Annotated in this window: 10 protein-coding genes; 2 read left to right on the forward strand and 8 right to left on the reverse strand. The window is 63.3% G+C overall.

Translation table 11 applies throughout. The features are described from left to right. Window positions 1-106: 106 nt before the first annotated feature. The 8 genes from HKD24_RS01600 to HKD24_RS01635 all read right to left on the reverse strand — a co-directional run bounded on the left by HKD24_RS01600 (window position 107) and on the right by HKD24_RS01635 (window position 11,215). Window positions 107-4,642 carry an AAA family ATPase gene (locus HKD24_RS01600; RefSeq protein WP_194258694.1) on the reverse strand — a complete coding sequence of 1,512 codons (4,536 nt, stop codon included), beginning with the start codon at window positions 4,640-4,642 and terminating at the stop codon, window positions 107-109. Window positions 4,643-4,676: 34 nt separating this feature from the next. After that, on the reverse strand, window positions 4,677-5,303 hold the full coding sequence (locus HKD24_RS01605) for a thioredoxin domain-containing protein (RefSeq protein WP_194258695.1): 627 nt from the start codon (window positions 5,301-5,303) through the stop codon (window positions 4,677-4,679). Further along, window positions 5,304-5,939 carry a thioredoxin domain-containing protein gene (locus HKD24_RS01610; protein WP_228124085.1) on the reverse strand — a complete coding sequence of 212 codons (636 nt, stop codon included), beginning with the start codon at window positions 5,937-5,939 and terminating at the stop codon, window positions 5,304-5,306. It abuts the gene before it with no gap. 55 nt (window positions 5,940-5,994) lie between these two features. After that, window positions 5,995-6,942, reverse strand: coding sequence for a hemolysin family protein (locus HKD24_RS01615; protein WP_194258696.1), 948 nt, complete (start codon window positions 6,940-6,942; stop codon window positions 5,995-5,997). Further along, a complete protein-coding gene (gene ybeY, locus HKD24_RS01620) occupies window positions 6,939-7,445 on the reverse strand; it encodes an rRNA maturation RNase YbeY (RefSeq protein ID WP_194258697.1) in 507 nt (168 codons plus the stop codon). The genes HKD24_RS01615 and ybeY overlap by 4 nt, the downstream gene beginning before the upstream one ends. Then, entirely contained in the window at window positions 7,414-8,595 is a 1,182-nt protein-coding gene (locus HKD24_RS01625; RefSeq protein ID WP_194258698.1) for a PhoH family protein, read from the reverse strand. Before HKD24_RS01625 ends, ybeY begins: the two co-directional genes overlap by 32 nt. Then, the gene (gene miaB / locus HKD24_RS01630; protein WP_407646341.1) at window positions 8,589-9,989 is read right to left on the reverse strand and encodes a tRNA (N6-isopentenyl adenosine(37)-C2)-methylthiotransferase MiaB; all 1,401 of its coding nucleotides are present in this window, start codon (window positions 9,987-9,989) and stop codon (window positions 8,589-8,591) included. The genes HKD24_RS01625 and miaB overlap by 7 nt, the downstream gene beginning before the upstream one ends. 269 nt (window positions 9,990-10,258) lie before the next feature. Continuing rightward, window positions 10,259-11,215, reverse strand: a complete 957-nt coding sequence (locus tag HKD24_RS01635; RefSeq protein WP_194258700.1) for a lysophospholipid acyltransferase family protein — start codon at window positions 11,213-11,215, stop codon at window positions 10,259-10,261. Between the two features lie 236 nt (window positions 11,216-11,451). Here HKD24_RS01635 and HKD24_RS01640 point away from each other — a divergent pair, with 236 nt between their 5' ends. After that, entirely contained in the window at window positions 11,452-13,698 is a 2,247-nt protein-coding gene (locus HKD24_RS01640; protein ID WP_228124086.1) for an autotransporter assembly complex protein TamA, read from the forward strand. Then, complete coding sequence (locus HKD24_RS01645) at window positions 13,698-17,843, forward strand: translocation/assembly module TamB domain-containing protein (protein WP_194258701.1); 4,146 nt, start codon at window positions 13,698-13,700, stop codon at window positions 17,841-17,843. The genes HKD24_RS01640 and HKD24_RS01645 overlap by 1 nt, the downstream gene beginning before the upstream one ends. Window positions 17,844-17,994: the final 151 nt, after the last annotated feature.

The following is a 17,994-nucleotide window of genomic DNA, read 5'->3' on the forward strand; positions in this document are numbered from 1 at the left end:
GTCGGGAAGGGGTGGATCAACGAAGATGGCGCGTGCTTTCTGGTTTTCCTTCTATCAAAGGGCCAGAACGGTCCAACGTCAATTTATCTGTTTGAGAAAATTGACCTCAGCCGTCCACAAGCGCGGTGGCGTGCCCCAGATCGACTGACAGAACCCGGCTTACACCACGTTCCTGCATTGTGACACCATAAAGTCGATCCATATGCGCCATCGTCAGCTGATGATGCGTCACGACCAGAAACCGCGTGCCGGCTTCTTTGGTCATGTCGGACAGCAGGGAGCAGAAACGCTCGACATTCGCGTCATCCAGCGGCGCATCGACCTCATCGAGTACGCAGATCGGGGCCGGGTTACAGCGGAAGGTTGCAAAGATCAGCGAAAGCGCGGTCAGGGCCTGTTCGCCACCCGAAAGCAGGGACAGCGTCGAAAGCTTTTTGCCCGGCGGCTGGGCAAAGATTTCCAGCCCGGCTTCCAGCGGATCATCGCTGCCGACCATGCCCAGATGCGCGCGCCCACCGCCGAACATGCGGGCGAACAGGGACTGGAAATGCCGGTCCACTTCCGTGAAAACTGCCAGAAGCCGCTCGCGCCCCTCACGGTTGATCGTGCCGATGCCACCGCGCAGTCTGTTGATGGCGGCGGTCAGCTCGGCATGTTCACGGGCGATGGTCTCGGCCGTCTCACGGGCTTCTTCGAACTCGGCTTCCGCCCGCAGATTGACGGCGCCGAGCTCTTCACGCTCACGCGTCAGCCGTGAGAGGCGCCGGCGGGTGGACGTCTCGGCCTGCTCGGAAAGATCAGATGGATAGGCGCCCCCCTGAGCGCTGCCCTGTGGCGGTTCGCTGTCAGCCAGCAGGCGCTCGCGGGCGGCAACTGCCTGTTCGGCCCGCTCGGTCAGGCGGGCGATCGCCTCGCGTCCGGCCGCGAGTGCGAGGTCGGCATTGCGCCGCTGTTCCTGCGCTTCCAGTCCGGCAACCCCTGCGGCCTCGTCACGGGCGCGCGCTGCATCATACGCATTCTGGGCCTCCGTCAGGGTCTGATCGTGACCGGCAAGTTTGCGTTCCAGCTCAGCGGGGAGAGCGCTCGCGGTCTGGAAGCTCTCCTGCAATACGTCGTGGCGGGTGCGAAGCTGGGCGAGACTGGCCTCTTCCGTAGCAATACGGCTGGCGAGTGTTTCAAGACGGGCGCGGACGGCAGTCAGCGCTCCGGTCAGGCGAACCTCTTCGAGAGACAGGCGGCTGCTCTCGGTCCGCGCCTCCTCCAACAGGTGGCGCGTCTGCTGGAGAGGGCCCGCAGCGTCCAGAACAGCCTGTTCCAGCACGGCGGGTTCAGGACGTTCGGCCAGTTCGGCCCTTCGTTTGGCATGGTCTTCCCGAAGGCGTCCGACCAAGGCCTGCAGGTCCGCCCGGCGGGGTTCAAGGGCGGAGCGGCGGGCCTGGGCTGTTGCGGCGGCCTGATCGAGTGCCTGAAGCTCCCGCAGCAGACGGGCGGCCTGTTCGCGGCTTTCCCGCGCAGTATGTGATGCCGCATCGGCCGTAGAGCCGGCGGCATCAAGAACGTCCTGTGAGGCCTGTGCAGCGGCCGTCAGGGCAGTCATGTCGGGGCGGTTGTTCTGCTGCTGAAGCGAGACCCGCTGGGCAGCGAGTCGCGCGCGCTCGTCCTCCAGACGCGCCAGCCCATCGTCCAGATCCTGCAGGCGGGAGCGTGCGGCATCATGACGCAGAATGGCCTGATCGAGGGCACGGACGGCGGTGTCTGCAATGCTCCGGGCCTCCTGCAATTGGGTGCTGACTGCTCGGAGTGCATTGCGAGCGTTTTCGGCATCTTCCGCGCAGGCCGTGGCGCGGGCCTGCAGAGCGTCGGGTGCGGGATGGGCCGCCAACTCTGCTTCGGCCTGCGTGGCTGCGGTCTGGGCCAGTGTCAGTGCTTCGTCGGCTTCCTGTCGGCGCTGTGTGACCTGCTCCCATTGGGTCCGAACCAATGCGGCTTTCTGCTCGAGTCTGGAGGCGACGGTTCGTGCTTCGGCCAGGTGTGGCTCCAGCGTTGCGCGATCCCGGCGTAATGCCGCAAGGGCTGCTTCGGCCTGTTCGCGGGCGCGGCTGGCAGAGGCATGGTTTTCGCTCAGTGCGGGCTGCGAAGCCTCATGCGACTGGAGCAGGGCGCGGGCATCTGTCAGGCGCCGACGCTGTTCGAGGCGTACTGCACCAGCATCCGGCGCATCGGCTGAGCGCGTAAAGCCGTCCCAGCGCCACAATGCACCGCTGCGGCAGACAAGGACCTGTCCCGGCTGGAGCGCTTTCTGCAAGCGGGTCCCTGCGGACTCGTCTTCAAGCAGAAACGCTGCATCCAGACAGCGCATCAGGGCTTCGGGTGCTTCAATGAGTGTGGAAAGTGCCCGGCAGGACGGCAGTTCTGTTACGCCCAGCCGGTCCAGTGTGCGCCAGCGCCGGTCGGCAGGCGTGGTATCGGGTGCGAGCGAGGCATCCAGACCATCCGCCAGCACGGCTGCGACGGCCCGCGCCATGTCTGCCGGAAGGTCCAGTGCATCCTCCAGCGGGTCGGGCTGGGCGGCGACCGCATTCAGACTCTGCTCCAGCCCTTCACATTCTCCCTGCGTCCGCAGAATCAGCGTTTCCAGTTCCAAAAGAGCGGAGCAGGCCTGATTTTCCTGTTCGCGCCTCTCCGTGAGACTGGCTTCGGCTTTCGTCAGTGCATCCTGAAGACCATTCAGGCGGTCTTCGATCCGGGCAACGGCACTGACCGCCTCCTGAACAGTCTGTTCAGGCATGAGCGCCGTTCTGGCTTCTGCTTCAGCGGCCGCAGCAGACGCAGCCTTCTGTCGGGCCTGCTCGAGAGCGTATCGGTTCTGCTCCACAGTGCGCAGAAGGGCTTTCTGACGCTGCGTGCCCTCTTCGGCTGCCGCGCGGGATTCGAGCCACAGCGTGCCGAGCCGTTCCTGTTCCTGTCGCGCCTGCTCTTCGTGCACTTGGGCTTCGTTCAGGGCCTGCGCAGCGGTATTGCGGGTCGTCTCGAGTCCGGTCCGGGCCTGTTCGCTCAGGAGCGCGGTCTGGGCCGTCTCGCGCGTGGTCCGGTCCTGGCGGATCTGGCTTTCGGTCGTCTGAAGGCGCCGGTCCAGATCGGCCTCGGCGGCCTGCAGGGTTTCGAGGCGGTTCTTTCCTTCCGTCAGGGCACGACCGTCCAGTTCGGCCTTCAGCCGCGCATCCTGCAACGCGCTGGCGCAGTCCTGTTCCCGTCGGCTGGCAGTTTCTGACTGCGCCTGCGTCGCTGCGACGTTCTGACGCAGTGTGCTGAGCGTATCACTGCCGGGCGTAGCCTGATCCAGCGCTGTGATTTCTGCTGTGAGTGCTTCCAGTGCCCCGACTTCTGCATCAAGCCGGATGGTCAGGGCATCCAGCCCTTCCATGACGGCATCCCGTCGAATGGCTTCGGCGTCACGCAGGCGGATTGCTTCTTCGAAAGCGCTCGCCTGATCTTTTTCAAGCGCGGCAAGGCGGTCACATTCGGCTGCACCGGCACTGCGTTGCGCAGGGAGAGCGGCGGCCTCGGCTTCAAGGGCGGAACATTCTTCCGTTGCGGCTGTATGGGCCGCGCGATCGGCCGCAAGGCTGGCTTCGCTCCGGGCAAGATCACCCTGGGCCTGCTCCAGACGCGCGCGGGTTTCGGACTCGGCCTGTCGGGCGCGCTCAAGGTCCTGACGCAGGGTTTCGAACTGGACCTTCAGTCGCTCCAAGGCACTGCGCAGGCGGTCCGTTTCCTCGCGGGCATCGGGTGCTGCCTTGCGGGCTTCGAATTCGGCAATGGCCGCAGCTTCGGCAGCCTGCTCCGCCTTTTTGAGATCTTCGCGGGCCTTGGCGAGATCATCCCGGCTGCGCTGGACGGCCAGATTGGCGCGGGCATGGAGCAGGGCGTGAAGCTCGGTTTCCGTCGTACGGATCTTTTCGGAAATCTCGCGATATTTCCGGGCCTGAACGGTCTGGCCTTCAAGGCTTGCAAGCCGTTCCTCGAGCTGAAGACGCAGATCCTCGGCGCGGGAAAGATTTGTCTCGGTTTGGCGCAGCTTGAGTTCGGCATCGTGGCGCCGGGCGTGCAGGCCGGTGATGCCCGCGGCCTCTTCGAGCAGCAGGCGCCGTTCCTCGGGCTTGGCCGCGATGAGCTGGCCGACGCGGTTCTGGCTGATGATGGCGGAACTGCGTGCACCAGATGCCAGATCGGCAAAGAGCGTCTGAACGTCACGGGCACGCATGACGCGGCCATTGATGCGGTATTCGCTGCCTGAACCGCGCTCGGCCCGGCGGCTGATTTCCAGTTCATCCGCGTCTTGAAACGGGGACGGGGCCAGACCGGCCGCGTTGCTTAGATGCAGTGTGACCTGAGCAATGTTGCGGGCGGAGCGTGCGCCCGTGCCCGCAAAGATCAGGTCGTCGAGTTCCCCACCACGCAGGGCACGGGCGGAGGTTTCACCCATCGCCCAGCGCAGGCCTTCGACGACATTGGATTTTCCGCAGCCGTTCGGCCCGATGATCCCCGTCAGACCCGGAAGGATATCGAGACGCACCTCATCGGCGAAACTCTTGAAACCGCCAATGCTCAGGCGGTCGATCGTCGTGGCACGGCTCGACATCAGGGTATGGAGATACTGGTCCTACGGTCCTGGATCAGGACGCCTTAGCGACGAGATCGGCGAACTTTTCGTAGGTTTCCGGATCCTGGTCGTAATGCGTGTTGTTGAAGCGGAAATACGGCGTGCCCTGGATGTTGTAGGTGTCCGAATCCTTCTTGACCTGATCGAACAGGGCTTCCGCAAAGACATTGTCTTGGCTGATGGACTGGAACTGCGTCGCGGAGACACCGGCGAGAGCAGACATCTGCTGCAGGCGCTGCATTGGGTCACCACCAGCCGCAAAAGCCCACTGCATCTGGCTGGAGAACAGGGCCTCAAGGAACGGTACGTAACGGTCCTGAGGCAGGGAGCGTGCAACCATGGCAGCGGTCAGGCCAACGCGGTCACCGCAGAAATCGTGGAATTGATAGCGGATCTTACCAGTGTCGATGAGCTGTTCCTTGATCTTCGGAAACTCTTCCGTCGCGAAATGGGCGCAGTGCGTGCAGGTCAGGGAGAACCATTCCTGAACCAGAACCTTGGCGTTCGGATTGCCGATGATACGCGGGCTCAGGCGGGGATCGACGGCATCGGCGGCACGGGACGCGCTTACGCTGCCAGCAACGGCGAGGGCCGGTGCGGCAGAGACGAAAAGGCGGCGGGAGAGGGAAAGACGGGTCATTCAGGAAGCCTTTGCGACTGCTTTGGCAAAATCATCATAACTGCCCACCACGTCTGGTGCGGCAACATCATTGATACGGAAATATGGCGTGCCCTGGATCTGGAGGAAAGCGCCATCATGATCCTGTTTGTCGATGATGGCCTCACGCAGGGCATTGTCGGCATTGATCCGGTCGAACTCTGCGGCATTGATGCCGAACAGGGCCGCACGCTTTTTCAGCTCCGCGACAGGGTCAATGTTCTGTGCGAAAGCCCACTGGTCCTGATGGTCGAGCAGATCTGTCACGAACGGTTCGTACCGGTCGGCGGGCAGGGAGCGCGACACCATGGACGCCAGCAGGGCGACCTGATCGAGCGGGAAGTCATGGAAGCGGTAGCGGATCTTTCCCGTATCGATCAGGTTTTTGCGGATCTGCGGGAAGACCTCCTGTGCGAAATGGGCACAGTGCGAGCAGGTCAGCGAGAACCATTCATCCACCATGACCTTGGCATCCGGCGAACCGATGACCCGTGGTCCCATGCGTGGATCGCTGGCCGGAAGATCCTCGGCACGCAGGGATGGCACCGAGGCCGTGGCCACGAGAGCAGCACCAGTCACGAGAAAGGCGCGGCGTCCGGAAAGCAGGGGGGCAGACATGGGCGGGGCTCCGCTGGAAACGATATGGTACTCGAACGATGAACGGGGGGCTCCGTCAAGAGCCCCGGTCATCTTCCTGCGTCTTGAGGGTGGGAAGCGGCTTGTTTTCCCAGCCATCCGGCACCCGCATGCGCAGGGAACGGATATGCCGCGCATCCGCATCCAGCACCCGGAACTCCAGACCGCTCTCATGGGTCAGCACTTCATCCTTGGCCGGGACATGCTCGGCCAGACGGAAGACCAGACCGCCGACCGTCTCGATCTCGGCCTCACGTTCGGCATCGGTCAGGACAGCACCGAGGCGCTCCTCAAGCTGCCGGACCGGGAGACGGGCATCGATATCGAACGAACCATCCGGGCGCTCCACCCACATGGTCGTGACCGGATCGTCATGCTCGTCGGAAATATCGCCCACGATGGTTTCGATCAGGTCCTCGATCGTCACGAGCCCGTCGATGCTGCCATATTCGTCGATGACGAGGGCCATGTGCATCTGACGCTGACGCATCTGCAGCAGCAGGTCCAGCACCGGGATGGTCGGGGCAATCATCAGCGGCTGACGCAGGAGCGGCCGGATGTCGAAGGCCTCCGGATCGCCGACATAGGCGATCAGGTCCTTCACATGGATCATGCCTGCGATGTCGTCGAGCTGGTCGCGATAGACGGGAAGGCGGGAATGGTTTTCCCGGCGCATCAGGTCCAGCGCTTCCTGGAATGGCAGGGCCTCGGGCATCGCGATGATGTCTGCCCGCGGGATCATGACGTCATCCGCCGTGATGTCGCGCAGACGCAGCACGTTCATGATGAGCGCGCGTTCCTGCCGGTCCAGTTCGGGTTCGTCGCTCGCTTCCTCAGCCGGCTGTCCGGCTTCCTGCACAAGGGTGGCGATGGACTCGCGAAGGCCCTGATCGCGGCTGCGGCGGTTGAAAAGTCCGAAAAGGCCGCGTGAGGGACGGCTCTTGCCCGACTCTTCAGACAGGCGGTCGTTTAATTCGTCACTCATATCCGGACACTCCCGGCCTGCTGCCAGTTTCCCTGGCGCCACGGGTCCCCGAAACCAAGGGACCGCAGGGTGCGGGTCTCAATTCCTTCCATTTCCCGGGCCTCGCCGGGATGGTGATGGTCGTAACCGGCAAGATGCAGCGCGCCATGCACCACAAGATGCGACAGATGCGCCCGCAGCGAGCGTCTTGCTGCCGTGGCTTCACGGCGCACGGTCTCGTAACCCAGCACAATGTCCCCGCCATGCACGGATGACACAGGCTCGAACGTCAGCACGTTCGTGGGCTTGTTCTTGTTTCGAAAGCGCGCATTGAGGCGCTTGACGATCCGGTCTGTCGCCAGAAGGATCGAAGGAGCCGGGGACTGCGTGAAGTCGGGTCCACCCTGACGGGCGACCGCGACGAGGGCGCGCCGGATTGCACGCTCTGTCCCCGGAACCGAGGCGCGCCAGCGGGCGTCCTCGATGATGATGTCAGTACCGGCGTGTCGACTTGGAGGTTCCATTGTTTTCCCGGCGCAGCCTGTTCCGGAACACATCCCGGGACGCTGGCGCTTTCTGTTCATAGGCATCGACGATACGGGCAACCAGCGAATGGCGCACCACATCTTCGGAAGAAAAGCGCGTGATGCCGATTCCCTTGATGCCTTCGAGGGTCTCGACCGCTTCACGCAGACCGGATGATACACCATTCGGCAGATCGATCTGACTCAGATCGCCCGTAATGGCCATGCGTGTGCCTTCGCCCATGCGGGTAAGGAACATCTTCATCTGGGCTGCGGTCGTATTCTGGGCTTCATCCAGAATGACGTAGGAATGAGCCAGAGTCCGACCGCGCATGAAGGCGAGCGGCGCCACTTCGATCTCACCCGTCCCCATGCGGCGTACCACCTGATCGCCCGGCATCATGTCATGCAGGGCGTCGTACAGAGGGCGCAGATAGGGGTCGATCTTTTCGCGCATGTCGCCGGGCAGGAAGCCCAAGCGCTCACCGGCTTCGACGGCCGGGCGCGAGAGAATGATCCGGTCCACCTGCCCGGCGAGCAGCATGCCCACGGCCTGCGCCACGGCCAGATAGGTCTTGCCCGTACCGGCCGGGCCAATGCCGAAGACCATGTCGGTATTGGCCAGCATTTCCATATAGGCGGCCTGACCATGCGAGCGGGGTGCGATGACGCCGCGCTTGGTCTTGATGGCGGGCAGATCCCCGAATGCCGTGGCGGGCGCATTATGCGGCTTGCCATGGCCCTTTTCCGGACGCCGGTGGCTGTTATTGCCACGCGGGCGTTCGTCGGGAACAGGGCGAGCCTGCCTCGTGTCAACCGGTCGTTCCGGGCGGCTTGGCAGGGCCGTCAGGCGGATCACGCCATCGACCTGCGAGGCATCGATCGTGCCGCCCTGTTCGAGCTGGTTGTATAGCGCGATGATGGCCGCCTGTGCGCGGCCGACCGTTTCCGTCTCCCCGGATATGGCGATCTTGTTGCCACGACAGGACAGCTTGACGTCGAATCCTTCCTCAAGCCGGACGAGATGCCGGTCATGATCCCCCAGCAGGCGCTGGAGCAGGATGTTGTCATTGAAGCGAAGGGCAACGGTGCGGTTGCCTTCGGAGCCAGTGCTGGTGGCGGCGGGACGGGTCGGGTGCGTTGTCAGCAAGCGGAGGCTGTCTCCCGGATCATGGTGCCGCCCAGGGAGTTGGTGCGGCGCGTGGTGATGGCGACCTTGACGGTGGACCCGATCAGATGATCCGGCCCGTCGAAATGAACGGGTTGTAGATAGGGGGAACGCCCGGCGATCTGCCCGGGCTTGCGGCCCCGGTTCGTCACCAGGATTTCCTGCACCGTTCCGACCATGTCGGCATTGAAGGCGTCCTGCTGCTCGCGCAGAAGCGCCTGTAGTTCGGCCAGACGGCGATCCTTCACGTCCTCGGGCACCTGCATCGGCTGGCCGGCAGCCGGTGTGCCGGGACGGGGGGAATATTTGAAGCTGTAGGCCATGGCGAAACCGATATCGCGCACGAGTTGCATGGTCGCTTCGAAATCCTCTTCCGTCTCGCCGGGATGGCCGACGATGAAATCGGAAGACAGGGCCAGATCGGGACGGGCCTCGCGCAGCTTGCGGACGCTCTCGCGGTATTCGTCCGCCGTATGGCCGCGGTTCATGGCCTTGAGGATCCGGTCCGAGCCGCTCTGCACGGGCAGATGCAGGAACGGCATGAGCGCCGGATTGTCCCGGTGGGCGTCGATCAGGCTCTGGTCCACGTCGCGGGGATGGGACGTCATGTAGCGGATGCGGCCCAGACCGGGGATCTGCGCGAGCTGTTCGACCAGCCCGGCCAGAGTCTCACTGCCACCCTTGCCATCATCGCCATGATAGGCGTTGACGTTCTGCCCGAGCAGCGTGATCTCGCGCACGCCGCTTTCGGCCATCCGGCGGGCCTCGGCAAGAACCGAAGCGACCGGGCGGCTTGTTTCCGCGCCACGGGTATAGGGCACCACGCAGAACGAACAGAACTTGTCGCAGCCTTCCTGAATGGTGAGGAACGCCGTGAGATTGCCCTGCGTCTGGGGGGCGGCATCCGTGGGCAGGAAATCGAACTTCTGCTCGACCGGAAAATCCGTCTCGATCACCGCTCCACCCGCACGGGCGGCACGGGCCACCATTTCAGGCAGCTTGTGATAGGTCTGCGGCCCGAGCACCAGATCCACATAAGGCGCGCGGGAGAGGATGACTTCACCCTCAGCCTGCGCCACGCAGCCGGCGACGGCGATGATGGTGCGGTCAGCCCCATTGCTCATCCGCTCGTCACGGATCTTGCGCAGGCGTCCGAGTTCGGAAAAGACCTTTTCAGTCGCCCGTTCGCGGATATGACAGGTGTTGAGAATGACCATGTCCGCGTCTTCGGGCCGCTCGACCGGTCCATAACCCAGCGGGCGCAGGACGTCGGCCATGCGCGCGCTGTCATACACGTTCATCTGGCAGCCCCATGTAATGACATGGAGGCCTCGTGGAGCATGTCCGGTGGGCGCGGTGTCGGAAGAGGCAGGCACGGCTGGGGAAGTCGGGGCAGTCAAGGTCTCGGTCCGGGAATGGCAGAATCAGGCACACACATCGGGGCAGATATCCACGGGGTCAAGCCTGTTCCGGAGAACGGCGAACCGAATGTGACGGGCCGACGGATTGTCAGACGGGCCTGAATGGGTATCACCACCTCCGGACACGCAGGCTGGATTACCGCCGTGTCATGATCCGAAGGTGGCGCGTGGGCAGGCTTCAAGTCAAGACAAACATGATGACAGGGCCCGGTTTCGCGCAGATTTCAGGACCGGGCCGTGTCTGTCTGGCCGCGCCGCAGTTCCGCCGCGCCGTCATTGACGACCTTGAACGTGGCGCGCGCGAGTTCCTTGCGGGAGCGGTAATCCTCGGGATTGATGGGATCATGCAGCATCAGCGAGGCGCCCATCGAGCGCCATTGCCCGAACGACCAGAGATGGGGGGCAAGGTCCATGTCCCCGTACCATGAAAAGACATTCCGCCGGCTGCGCCCGACCGGCAGGCCTTCAAGACGGTCATAGACCACCGAGACGGGCTGGATCAGGACCGGAGGAGCTTTCGGAAGCCCGGCCTGTTCCAGCCGGCCGGGTTTTGCGACGGCAAAAAACGATGACAGGAACGGAAGGACCCTAGAGCCGTCGGAGGATGTGCCTTCCGGGAACAGGACGATGTCGTCGCCGTCCCACAGGCGCGCCGCCATGTCCTGCAGTTCGCGGCCGGTGTCCTGACGGTTGCGGCTGACGAAAATCGTCCGACCCAGTCGCGAGGCCGTGCCGATGAGAGGCCATTTCCCGACTTCGCCCTTGGCGACGAACACGCCGGGCAAGGCGCTGCCGATGATGATGATGTCGAGCCAGGAGCAGTGATTGGCGACGAACACGACCGGGCGCTGCCCGCTGCGGACATCCTTGGCACTCCGCACGCCGCCTGCGCTCTTGCCGATGACGGTGGTCCTGATTCCCATGATCAGGCACACGCCCTTCCAGAGCAGCTGTGGCATCAGGATCTTCAGGCGTCCGGGAAGACGGATGAGGATGGCCTGTATGCAGCACACCCAGAATGCCCAGATCAGGACAAGCGACAGCCGCCTGATGCAGCGCAGACGGCTGTACAGCGAGGACGACGTTGTCGGCTGGAAAGCCGGGAAATCGGCATTTCCATCCAGGACGGGGCGATTGTGACCGCGCCGGCCGTTTGGTGTCTTGGCATCACGATGGGACATGGGTGCTGAGTGATACGGTTTTCGCGGGGACGACACAATCTTGTTTGTGTCCGCTCGCCGGCTGGAAAGCGTTTTCGCTGCCGTGCCAGAATAAGGCGGCGATATGGCAAAGGGGTCTGACAGGGCATTTTCCGGACCGCACCTGTCCGGGAGGACTTGACAGGAAAGGCCGTGCAAGGTTCCTCGAACGGTAGCAGTCCTGTCGTTCGGTCTGCGCTCTCGTGTCCGGCTCTGACATGGCCGGAAGTGCCCTCAAGACGATTCCAGGACGCACGGTGAAATCAGGCCGCCGCCCCGTTTCCTTTTCTGTTTCTTTTGCCTCGATGTCCTGCGCGCTGGGCATCGTGACTGTGTTCTGCGTGCCACATCCGGCCGAGGCAAAGGCTTCGAAACCGGCGGCAAACGCAAAGCCGGTCACGGATGGCACGACCGATCCCGCCATTCCCTATGTCGTCACGCTGACGCCCACGAAACAGGCCGATCTGGATGCCGCGATCAGCGCCTCCTCCCAGCTCAAATCGCTGCAGACGTCCCATACCGTCGGAGCCTATGCCCTCGCCGGGCGCATCCGCAGCGATTACGACCGCGTCACCGGTGCGCTTGAATCGCAGGGATATTATGCGGGGTCTGTGAAGATCAGCGTCAAGGCAGGCGCACGGACCGTGGATGGCAAGGATCCGTCCCTGCCGGATATCCTTAAGGCGCTGGATAAAAAGCAGAAGGTCGCCATTACGGTTTCGGCCACGACCGGACCGCGATTCAGTCTTGGCGCTGTGGCGCTGACCACACCGCCGCAGGAAGCGCCCGCCGCATCCGTTGCAGCACCCGCTCCGACGACACCCACGGTATCCGCCATGTCGCAGCCCGCGCCGAAAGCGGCCGCCGCAAAAACATCCGCCACGAAAACGCCTGCCAGTGGAACTCCGGACCAGAAAACCGCGTCCCCGGCACCTGCGACCACAACAGTTGCCGCGACCTCCGAGCAGGCCATCGCCCAGGCGCAACCCGTCACGCTCCTGCCCGAGGAACGCAAGGCGTTCGGTCTGACATCCGGGCAGCCTGCAGTGGCGGCCGATGTACTGGCGGCGCAGAACAGCCTGCTCAACCAGCTTCAGGAAGAAGGTTATGCCACCGCAAGCGTGTCTACGCCGCTGGCCTATCTGAAGCCCCAGACGCATACGCTGGATGTCGTGTTCAGGGTCAATCGTGGCCCGAAGGTCGTAATCGGTCCGGTTGGCCTGACGGGACTGAAACAGACCAACCAGCGCTATCTCATGAACCGGCTGGAGCTCAGGGAAGGCGAATTGTACCGCCCGTCACGGATTGAGGCCGCCCGTCAGGATCTGGCAAGCACGGGCGTGTTCGCCTCCGTCCAGGTCCGGAACGTGCCGCCGATCATCACGCTCCCCCCGAACAAGACCCTCATGCCTGGTATCCTTCAGGCCATGCCGATCGAGTTCAGTTTCAAGGAAGCCAAGCGGCGCACCCTGTCTGCCGAAATCGGATATTCGACCGATCTGGGCGGGCGCGTTGGTGTAAGCTGGACGCATCACAACCTGCTGGGCAATGCCGAACAGCTGCGCCTGACGGCCCTGATCACCGGCCTTGGCGGTTCCGCCCAGCAGGGCTTGGGCTATGACGTCTATGCGGATTTCATGAAGCCGGACTTCCTGTCCAAGGGGCAGAACCTGAGCGTGCGTCTCGAAGGCATCCGCCAGCTTCTCTATTCCTATCACCAGACCGCCATCATCGGCCGCGCGGGGCTGAGCCGCCATGTCGGAAAATACTGGAACGTCTCGGGCGGCGTGATGGGGGAGCAGGAACAGATCCAGCAGTTTGGTGACACGCGGAGCTATTTCATCATAGCCGCCCCGCTGAACGCGACATTCGACAACACCCAACTCTCCAACCCGATCGATCCGGCGACGCATGGCGTGCGCGCTTCGCTTTCGGTGACGCCCTCGGAATCGCTGGAAAGCGGGTCATCGTTCTTCACGCTGCTGTCGGCGCAGGTCTCAACCTATTTCGATCTGAAACATCTCGGCATCTCCCGTCCCGGACGCAGCGTGATCGCCGTGCGCGGGATCGTAGGCTCGGTGCAGGGCGCATCCACCTATCAGATCCCGCCCGATCAGCGACTCTATGCCGGTGGCCCGGCCACGGTGCGCGGGTTCCGCTATCAGGGTGTCGGACCGCAATATGGCAAATCCAAATACGGTATCGGTGGCACGTCCATGGATGCGGGCAGTGTCGAGTTCCGCCAGCGCCTGCCCATGAATCTGGGTTTTGCCGGGTTCGTGGATGCCGGTCAGGTGGGCACGGGGTCACGGCCGGGGCAGGGCACGCTGCGGGTCGGCTATGGTGGTGGCGTGCGCTATTTTACGCCCATCGGGCCGATCCGAGTAGATGTGGCGTTGCCGATGAACCGTCCGGCTTACGGCGATAAATGGGAACTGTATTTCGGCCTCGGGGAGACGTTCTGATGCGTGTTCGCAGGATTCTTCTCCGTGTTGCGGCCGGTTTGGTCATTGTGCCCGTGGGGCTTGTGGCCGTGGCGGTCACGGGGGTTCTGGTCGGGATCAACATCTCGCCCGGACAGCGTCTGATCGAGCGCAAGATCAGCCCGCTGACGGGGGGCATGGTCGAGATTTCCGGGCTTTCGGGCTTCCTGCCGCATCATTTGGCGGTAACGAAGCTGCTGATCAAGGATACGAAAGGCCCCTGGATCGAACTGGATAATGCCGACCTGAAATGGTCGCCGCTGTCGTTGATCTACATGGATGCGAAGATCGCAAGCCTGACTGCCGCGCGTGTGGCCATCCTGCGCAAGATGGTCTCTGCGCCGGATACGACGCCTGCCAAGCCCACGACGACCAGCACGGCGCCGTCGAAGCTGCATCTGCGGGTCGATCTGGCATCCCTGCATATCGGACGGCTGGATATCGGGCCGGATTATACGGTGACGCCAACGGCATTCTCGCTGGATGGTCACGGCCATATTCACAGCATCGCGCCGTTCCTGGATGGCGTGACAATGAAGACCCTACCGGTCATGGATGTGGCGCTGGCCCTGAAACGGCTCGATCAGCCGGGCAGTCTGACACTGAACGTCCAGACCCTGAAGAAGCGGATTGCAGTCGGGGTGCGGTTTCAGGAAGGCGATAACGGTTTTGCCACCACCCTCGGGCAGATGCCGCAGCTCGATCCGATGGACCTGCACCTGAACCTCAACGGGCCGCGTACGGGGGCAGTGCTGGATTTCGGTCTGGGTGCAGGTCCGATCAAGGCGTCGGCCAGCGGGACGATGAACCTGCTGACCCGTATCGGGGACCTGCATGTAAAGGCCAACGCGCCGTCCATGACGCTGCGTCCGGGCATTGCGTGGAACACGATCGCACTGGATACGGACCTGCATGGGCCGCTGACGGCACCGAACGGGCAGGGTGTTCTGGATATCGACTCCCTGAGTGCGGCGGGTGCCGGAATCGGGCATCTGCATGCACAGTTCGAAGGCGTCGAGAGCGATCAGCCTAGTGATGCGACAGGCCATCTGACCGCCTCCCTGGACGGGCTGAGAATCCCGGGCTCCCAGCCCACGCTTCTGGCGTCCGCGCCTCTGACACTGGATGTTCTGGCGCATCCTCTGGCGCCATCCGCGCCGATCGTGGCGAAGCTGGATCATCCGCTGCTCCATGCTGCGGCCACGGCGGATCTGAAGCCTGCCGCGAAAGGGCATCTGGATCTCGACCTGCCAGACCTGCGCCCGCTGGCCGCCATGGGCAAGACGGACCTTAAAGGCAGTGCAGGGCTGCATGCCGATTTTGCCATGCCGGTCACGAAGCAGGACGACCTGACGCTGAAAAGCACGGGGACGCTCGCGATCACGGACGGTCAGGCACAGGCTGTCAACCTGATCGGCAAGACGGGCACGTTCTCGCTCGATCTGACGAAATCCCCGGCCAATATCCTGACGCTGAAAAGCTTCGGGCTGGATGGGGCGGCCCTGCACATGCTGGTGTCGTCCGTCATCGACATGGCCCATGGCAACCGGATGCAGACGAAAGCCTCTGTCCAGTTGCCCGATCTTGCAAAGGCCAGCCCTGCCATTCTTGGCAATACGACGCTGACGGCCACGGCGGATGGCCCGACCGATGATCTGGCGGTCAAGGCCGACCTGAACGGGGATTTCGGGACAAAGGAAGTCGCGAAAGGACCGGTGACGCTTCATGCGGATTTCCAGCATCTGCCGTCCCATCCCGATGGCACGCTGACGGCCAAGGGCACGCTGGACCATGCGCCACTCGCCCTCGATACCGCGCTGCAGCAGGATGATGCGGGCGCGTACCATCTGGACCTCAACACGCTGGACTGGAACAGCCTGAGCGGGAAGGGCAAGCTGCGCCTGCCCAAGGGCGCAAAAGTCCCGCTCGGGGACCTGGACATCTCGATCCGCGATCTGGGTGATTTCCGGCGTCTGATCGGGCAGGCGATTTCAGGTCACCTGACTCTGGGCCTGCACACAACGGAAGCTGAAAATGCGCCGCCTGTCGTGAAACTTGGACTGGACGGAATGCTGTCGATGGCTCAGGCCGCTGTCCAGTCCCTGAAGGTCAGCGGCACCATCACCAATCCGATCGATGCGCCTGAGCCTTCGCTCGTGCTGGATCTGGCCGGAATGCGCTATCAGGCCATGACGGGCAGGGCCCATGCTACGATCAAGGGCCCGCAGACCGCCATGGCCATTGCGCTGAACGCGGCCTTCCAGAACGTGATGGATGCTCCGGCGAATATCGACACCGCGCTTGTGCTGAATGTGCCCGAAAAGACGGTGCGCCTCGGGCAGCTGACGGCGCTGGCCAAGGGCGAGAGCCTGCGTCTGAGCCGCCCGGCCGTGGTATCCTTCGGCAAGACGATGGGCGTGGATCATCTGCTGGCAACGGTGGCCCCGCAGGGCGTCGCGCCGGCGACGATTGATGTTGCAGGCACGATCAAGCCGGCCCTCGCACTCACGGCCCGTCTGGACCGCATCACGCCCGCGATCGCAAAGCCTTTTGCGCCGGACCTTTCGGCAACAGGCGCGATTTCGCTCAATGCGAAACTCGGGGGAACGCTGGCCGCGCCAACGGGCACAGTCTCGTTGAACGGGCGTGATCTGCGGATGCGGACCGGTCCCGCCGCGTCCCTCCCGGCCGCCCAGATCCTGGCCAATATCGGTCTGGCCGGAAGCTCCGCAAAAGTGGATGCAACGCTTGGAGCAGGGCCATCCGTCGCGCTTGCCGTGCGCGGAACCGCACCGCTCTCCAAGACGGGGTCGATGGCTCTTGCGACTACGGGACATGTTGATCTGTCGGTCGGCAATGTGGTTCTGGGGGCCAGCGGCATGGGGATGGCCGGCAAGGTCGTGATCAACCTCAATGTCGCGGGAACGGCCGCACAGCCGCAGGCCACAGGGCAGGTCACGCTCGAGAACGCCTCGTTCGACCACTATGCGCAGGGCGTGCATCTCAATCACATCAATGGAGCGCTCGTTGCGTCCGGCGACAGCATTGCGATCAACCATATCGTCGCGCATGCAGGACCGGGCACCATCACAATGGATGGCTCCGTGGGCGCTTTCCGGCCGGATATTCCGATGGACATCCATATCACGTCCGACAATGCCCGCCCGGTTTCAAGCGATCTGCTGACCGCGACGGTCAATACCGACCTGCATATTCACGGGCAGGCCACGACGCGGCTGGATGTGGACGGGAAGGTCAACATTCCCAATGCCACGATCAATATTCCGGACTCCATGCCGGCTTCCGTGCCGCAGCTTGAGGTCATCCGTCCGGGACAGAAACCGCCTGCCACGTCTTCTTCAAACCTGATCATCGGGCTCGGGGTGGACGTGATTTCGCCGGGTGAGTTCTTCGTGCGCGGGCATGGCGTCTTTGCGGAAATGCAGGGCCGTCTGCGCGTGCGCGGTACGAGTGCGGAGCCTTCGGTAGGTGGCGGCTTCGATCTCAAGCGCGGCAATTTTAACCTGGGCGGGATCAACCTTAACTTCACCAACGGGCGTGTGGCGTTCAACGGCTCGGGCGTGAACCACAAGCTCGACCCGACGCTTGATTTCCGCGCCGACCGCAACGCCAGTGGCACGCTCGCGAGCCTGCTGGTGACGGGCTATGCCAGCGCGCCGAAGATCGACTTTGCTTCCACGCCCAGCCTGCCGCGTGATCAGGTTCTGTCCATCCTGCTGTTCGGCACTGACAGCCATTCGCTGTCCACGACGCAGCTGGCCGAGCTGGGTGCGGCCGTGGTGCAGCTTGCGGGTGGTTCGGCCTTCGATCCGCTGAGCAAGGTCCGCAATCTGCTGGGACTGGACCGTCTGGCCGTGGGTGGTGGCAGCGGCGTGGATAATGGCGGCACCAGTGTTGAAGCCGGAAAATACGTCATGAAGGGCGTCTATGTGGGCGCCAAGCAGGCGACATCCGGCTCCGGCACGCAGGCACAGGTCCAGATCGACCTGACGAAGCGGCTGAAGTTCAACACGACGGTCGGAACAGGCGGTCAGGTCACGGGCTTTACGACGCCGGAAAACGATCCGGGATCAAGCATCGGCCTGTCCTACGGCTACAGCTACTGAGTTCTAGGGCTTGTTAGATCTTGAATTTCTTCCCATATTGTAGGGATGGAAGAAGGAGACGGAACAGGCACTTTTACGGACGAGACATGGGCGATCTGGGAGCCTCTGATTGAAGCGGTTCGCCCACGAGGCAAGACGCCGCCCCATGATC

The sequence above is a fragment of the Gluconobacter vitians genome (genome assembly GCF_015244565.1).
Taxonomy (GTDB): Bacteria; Pseudomonadota; Alphaproteobacteria; order Acetobacterales; family Acetobacteraceae; genus Gluconobacter; species Gluconobacter vitians.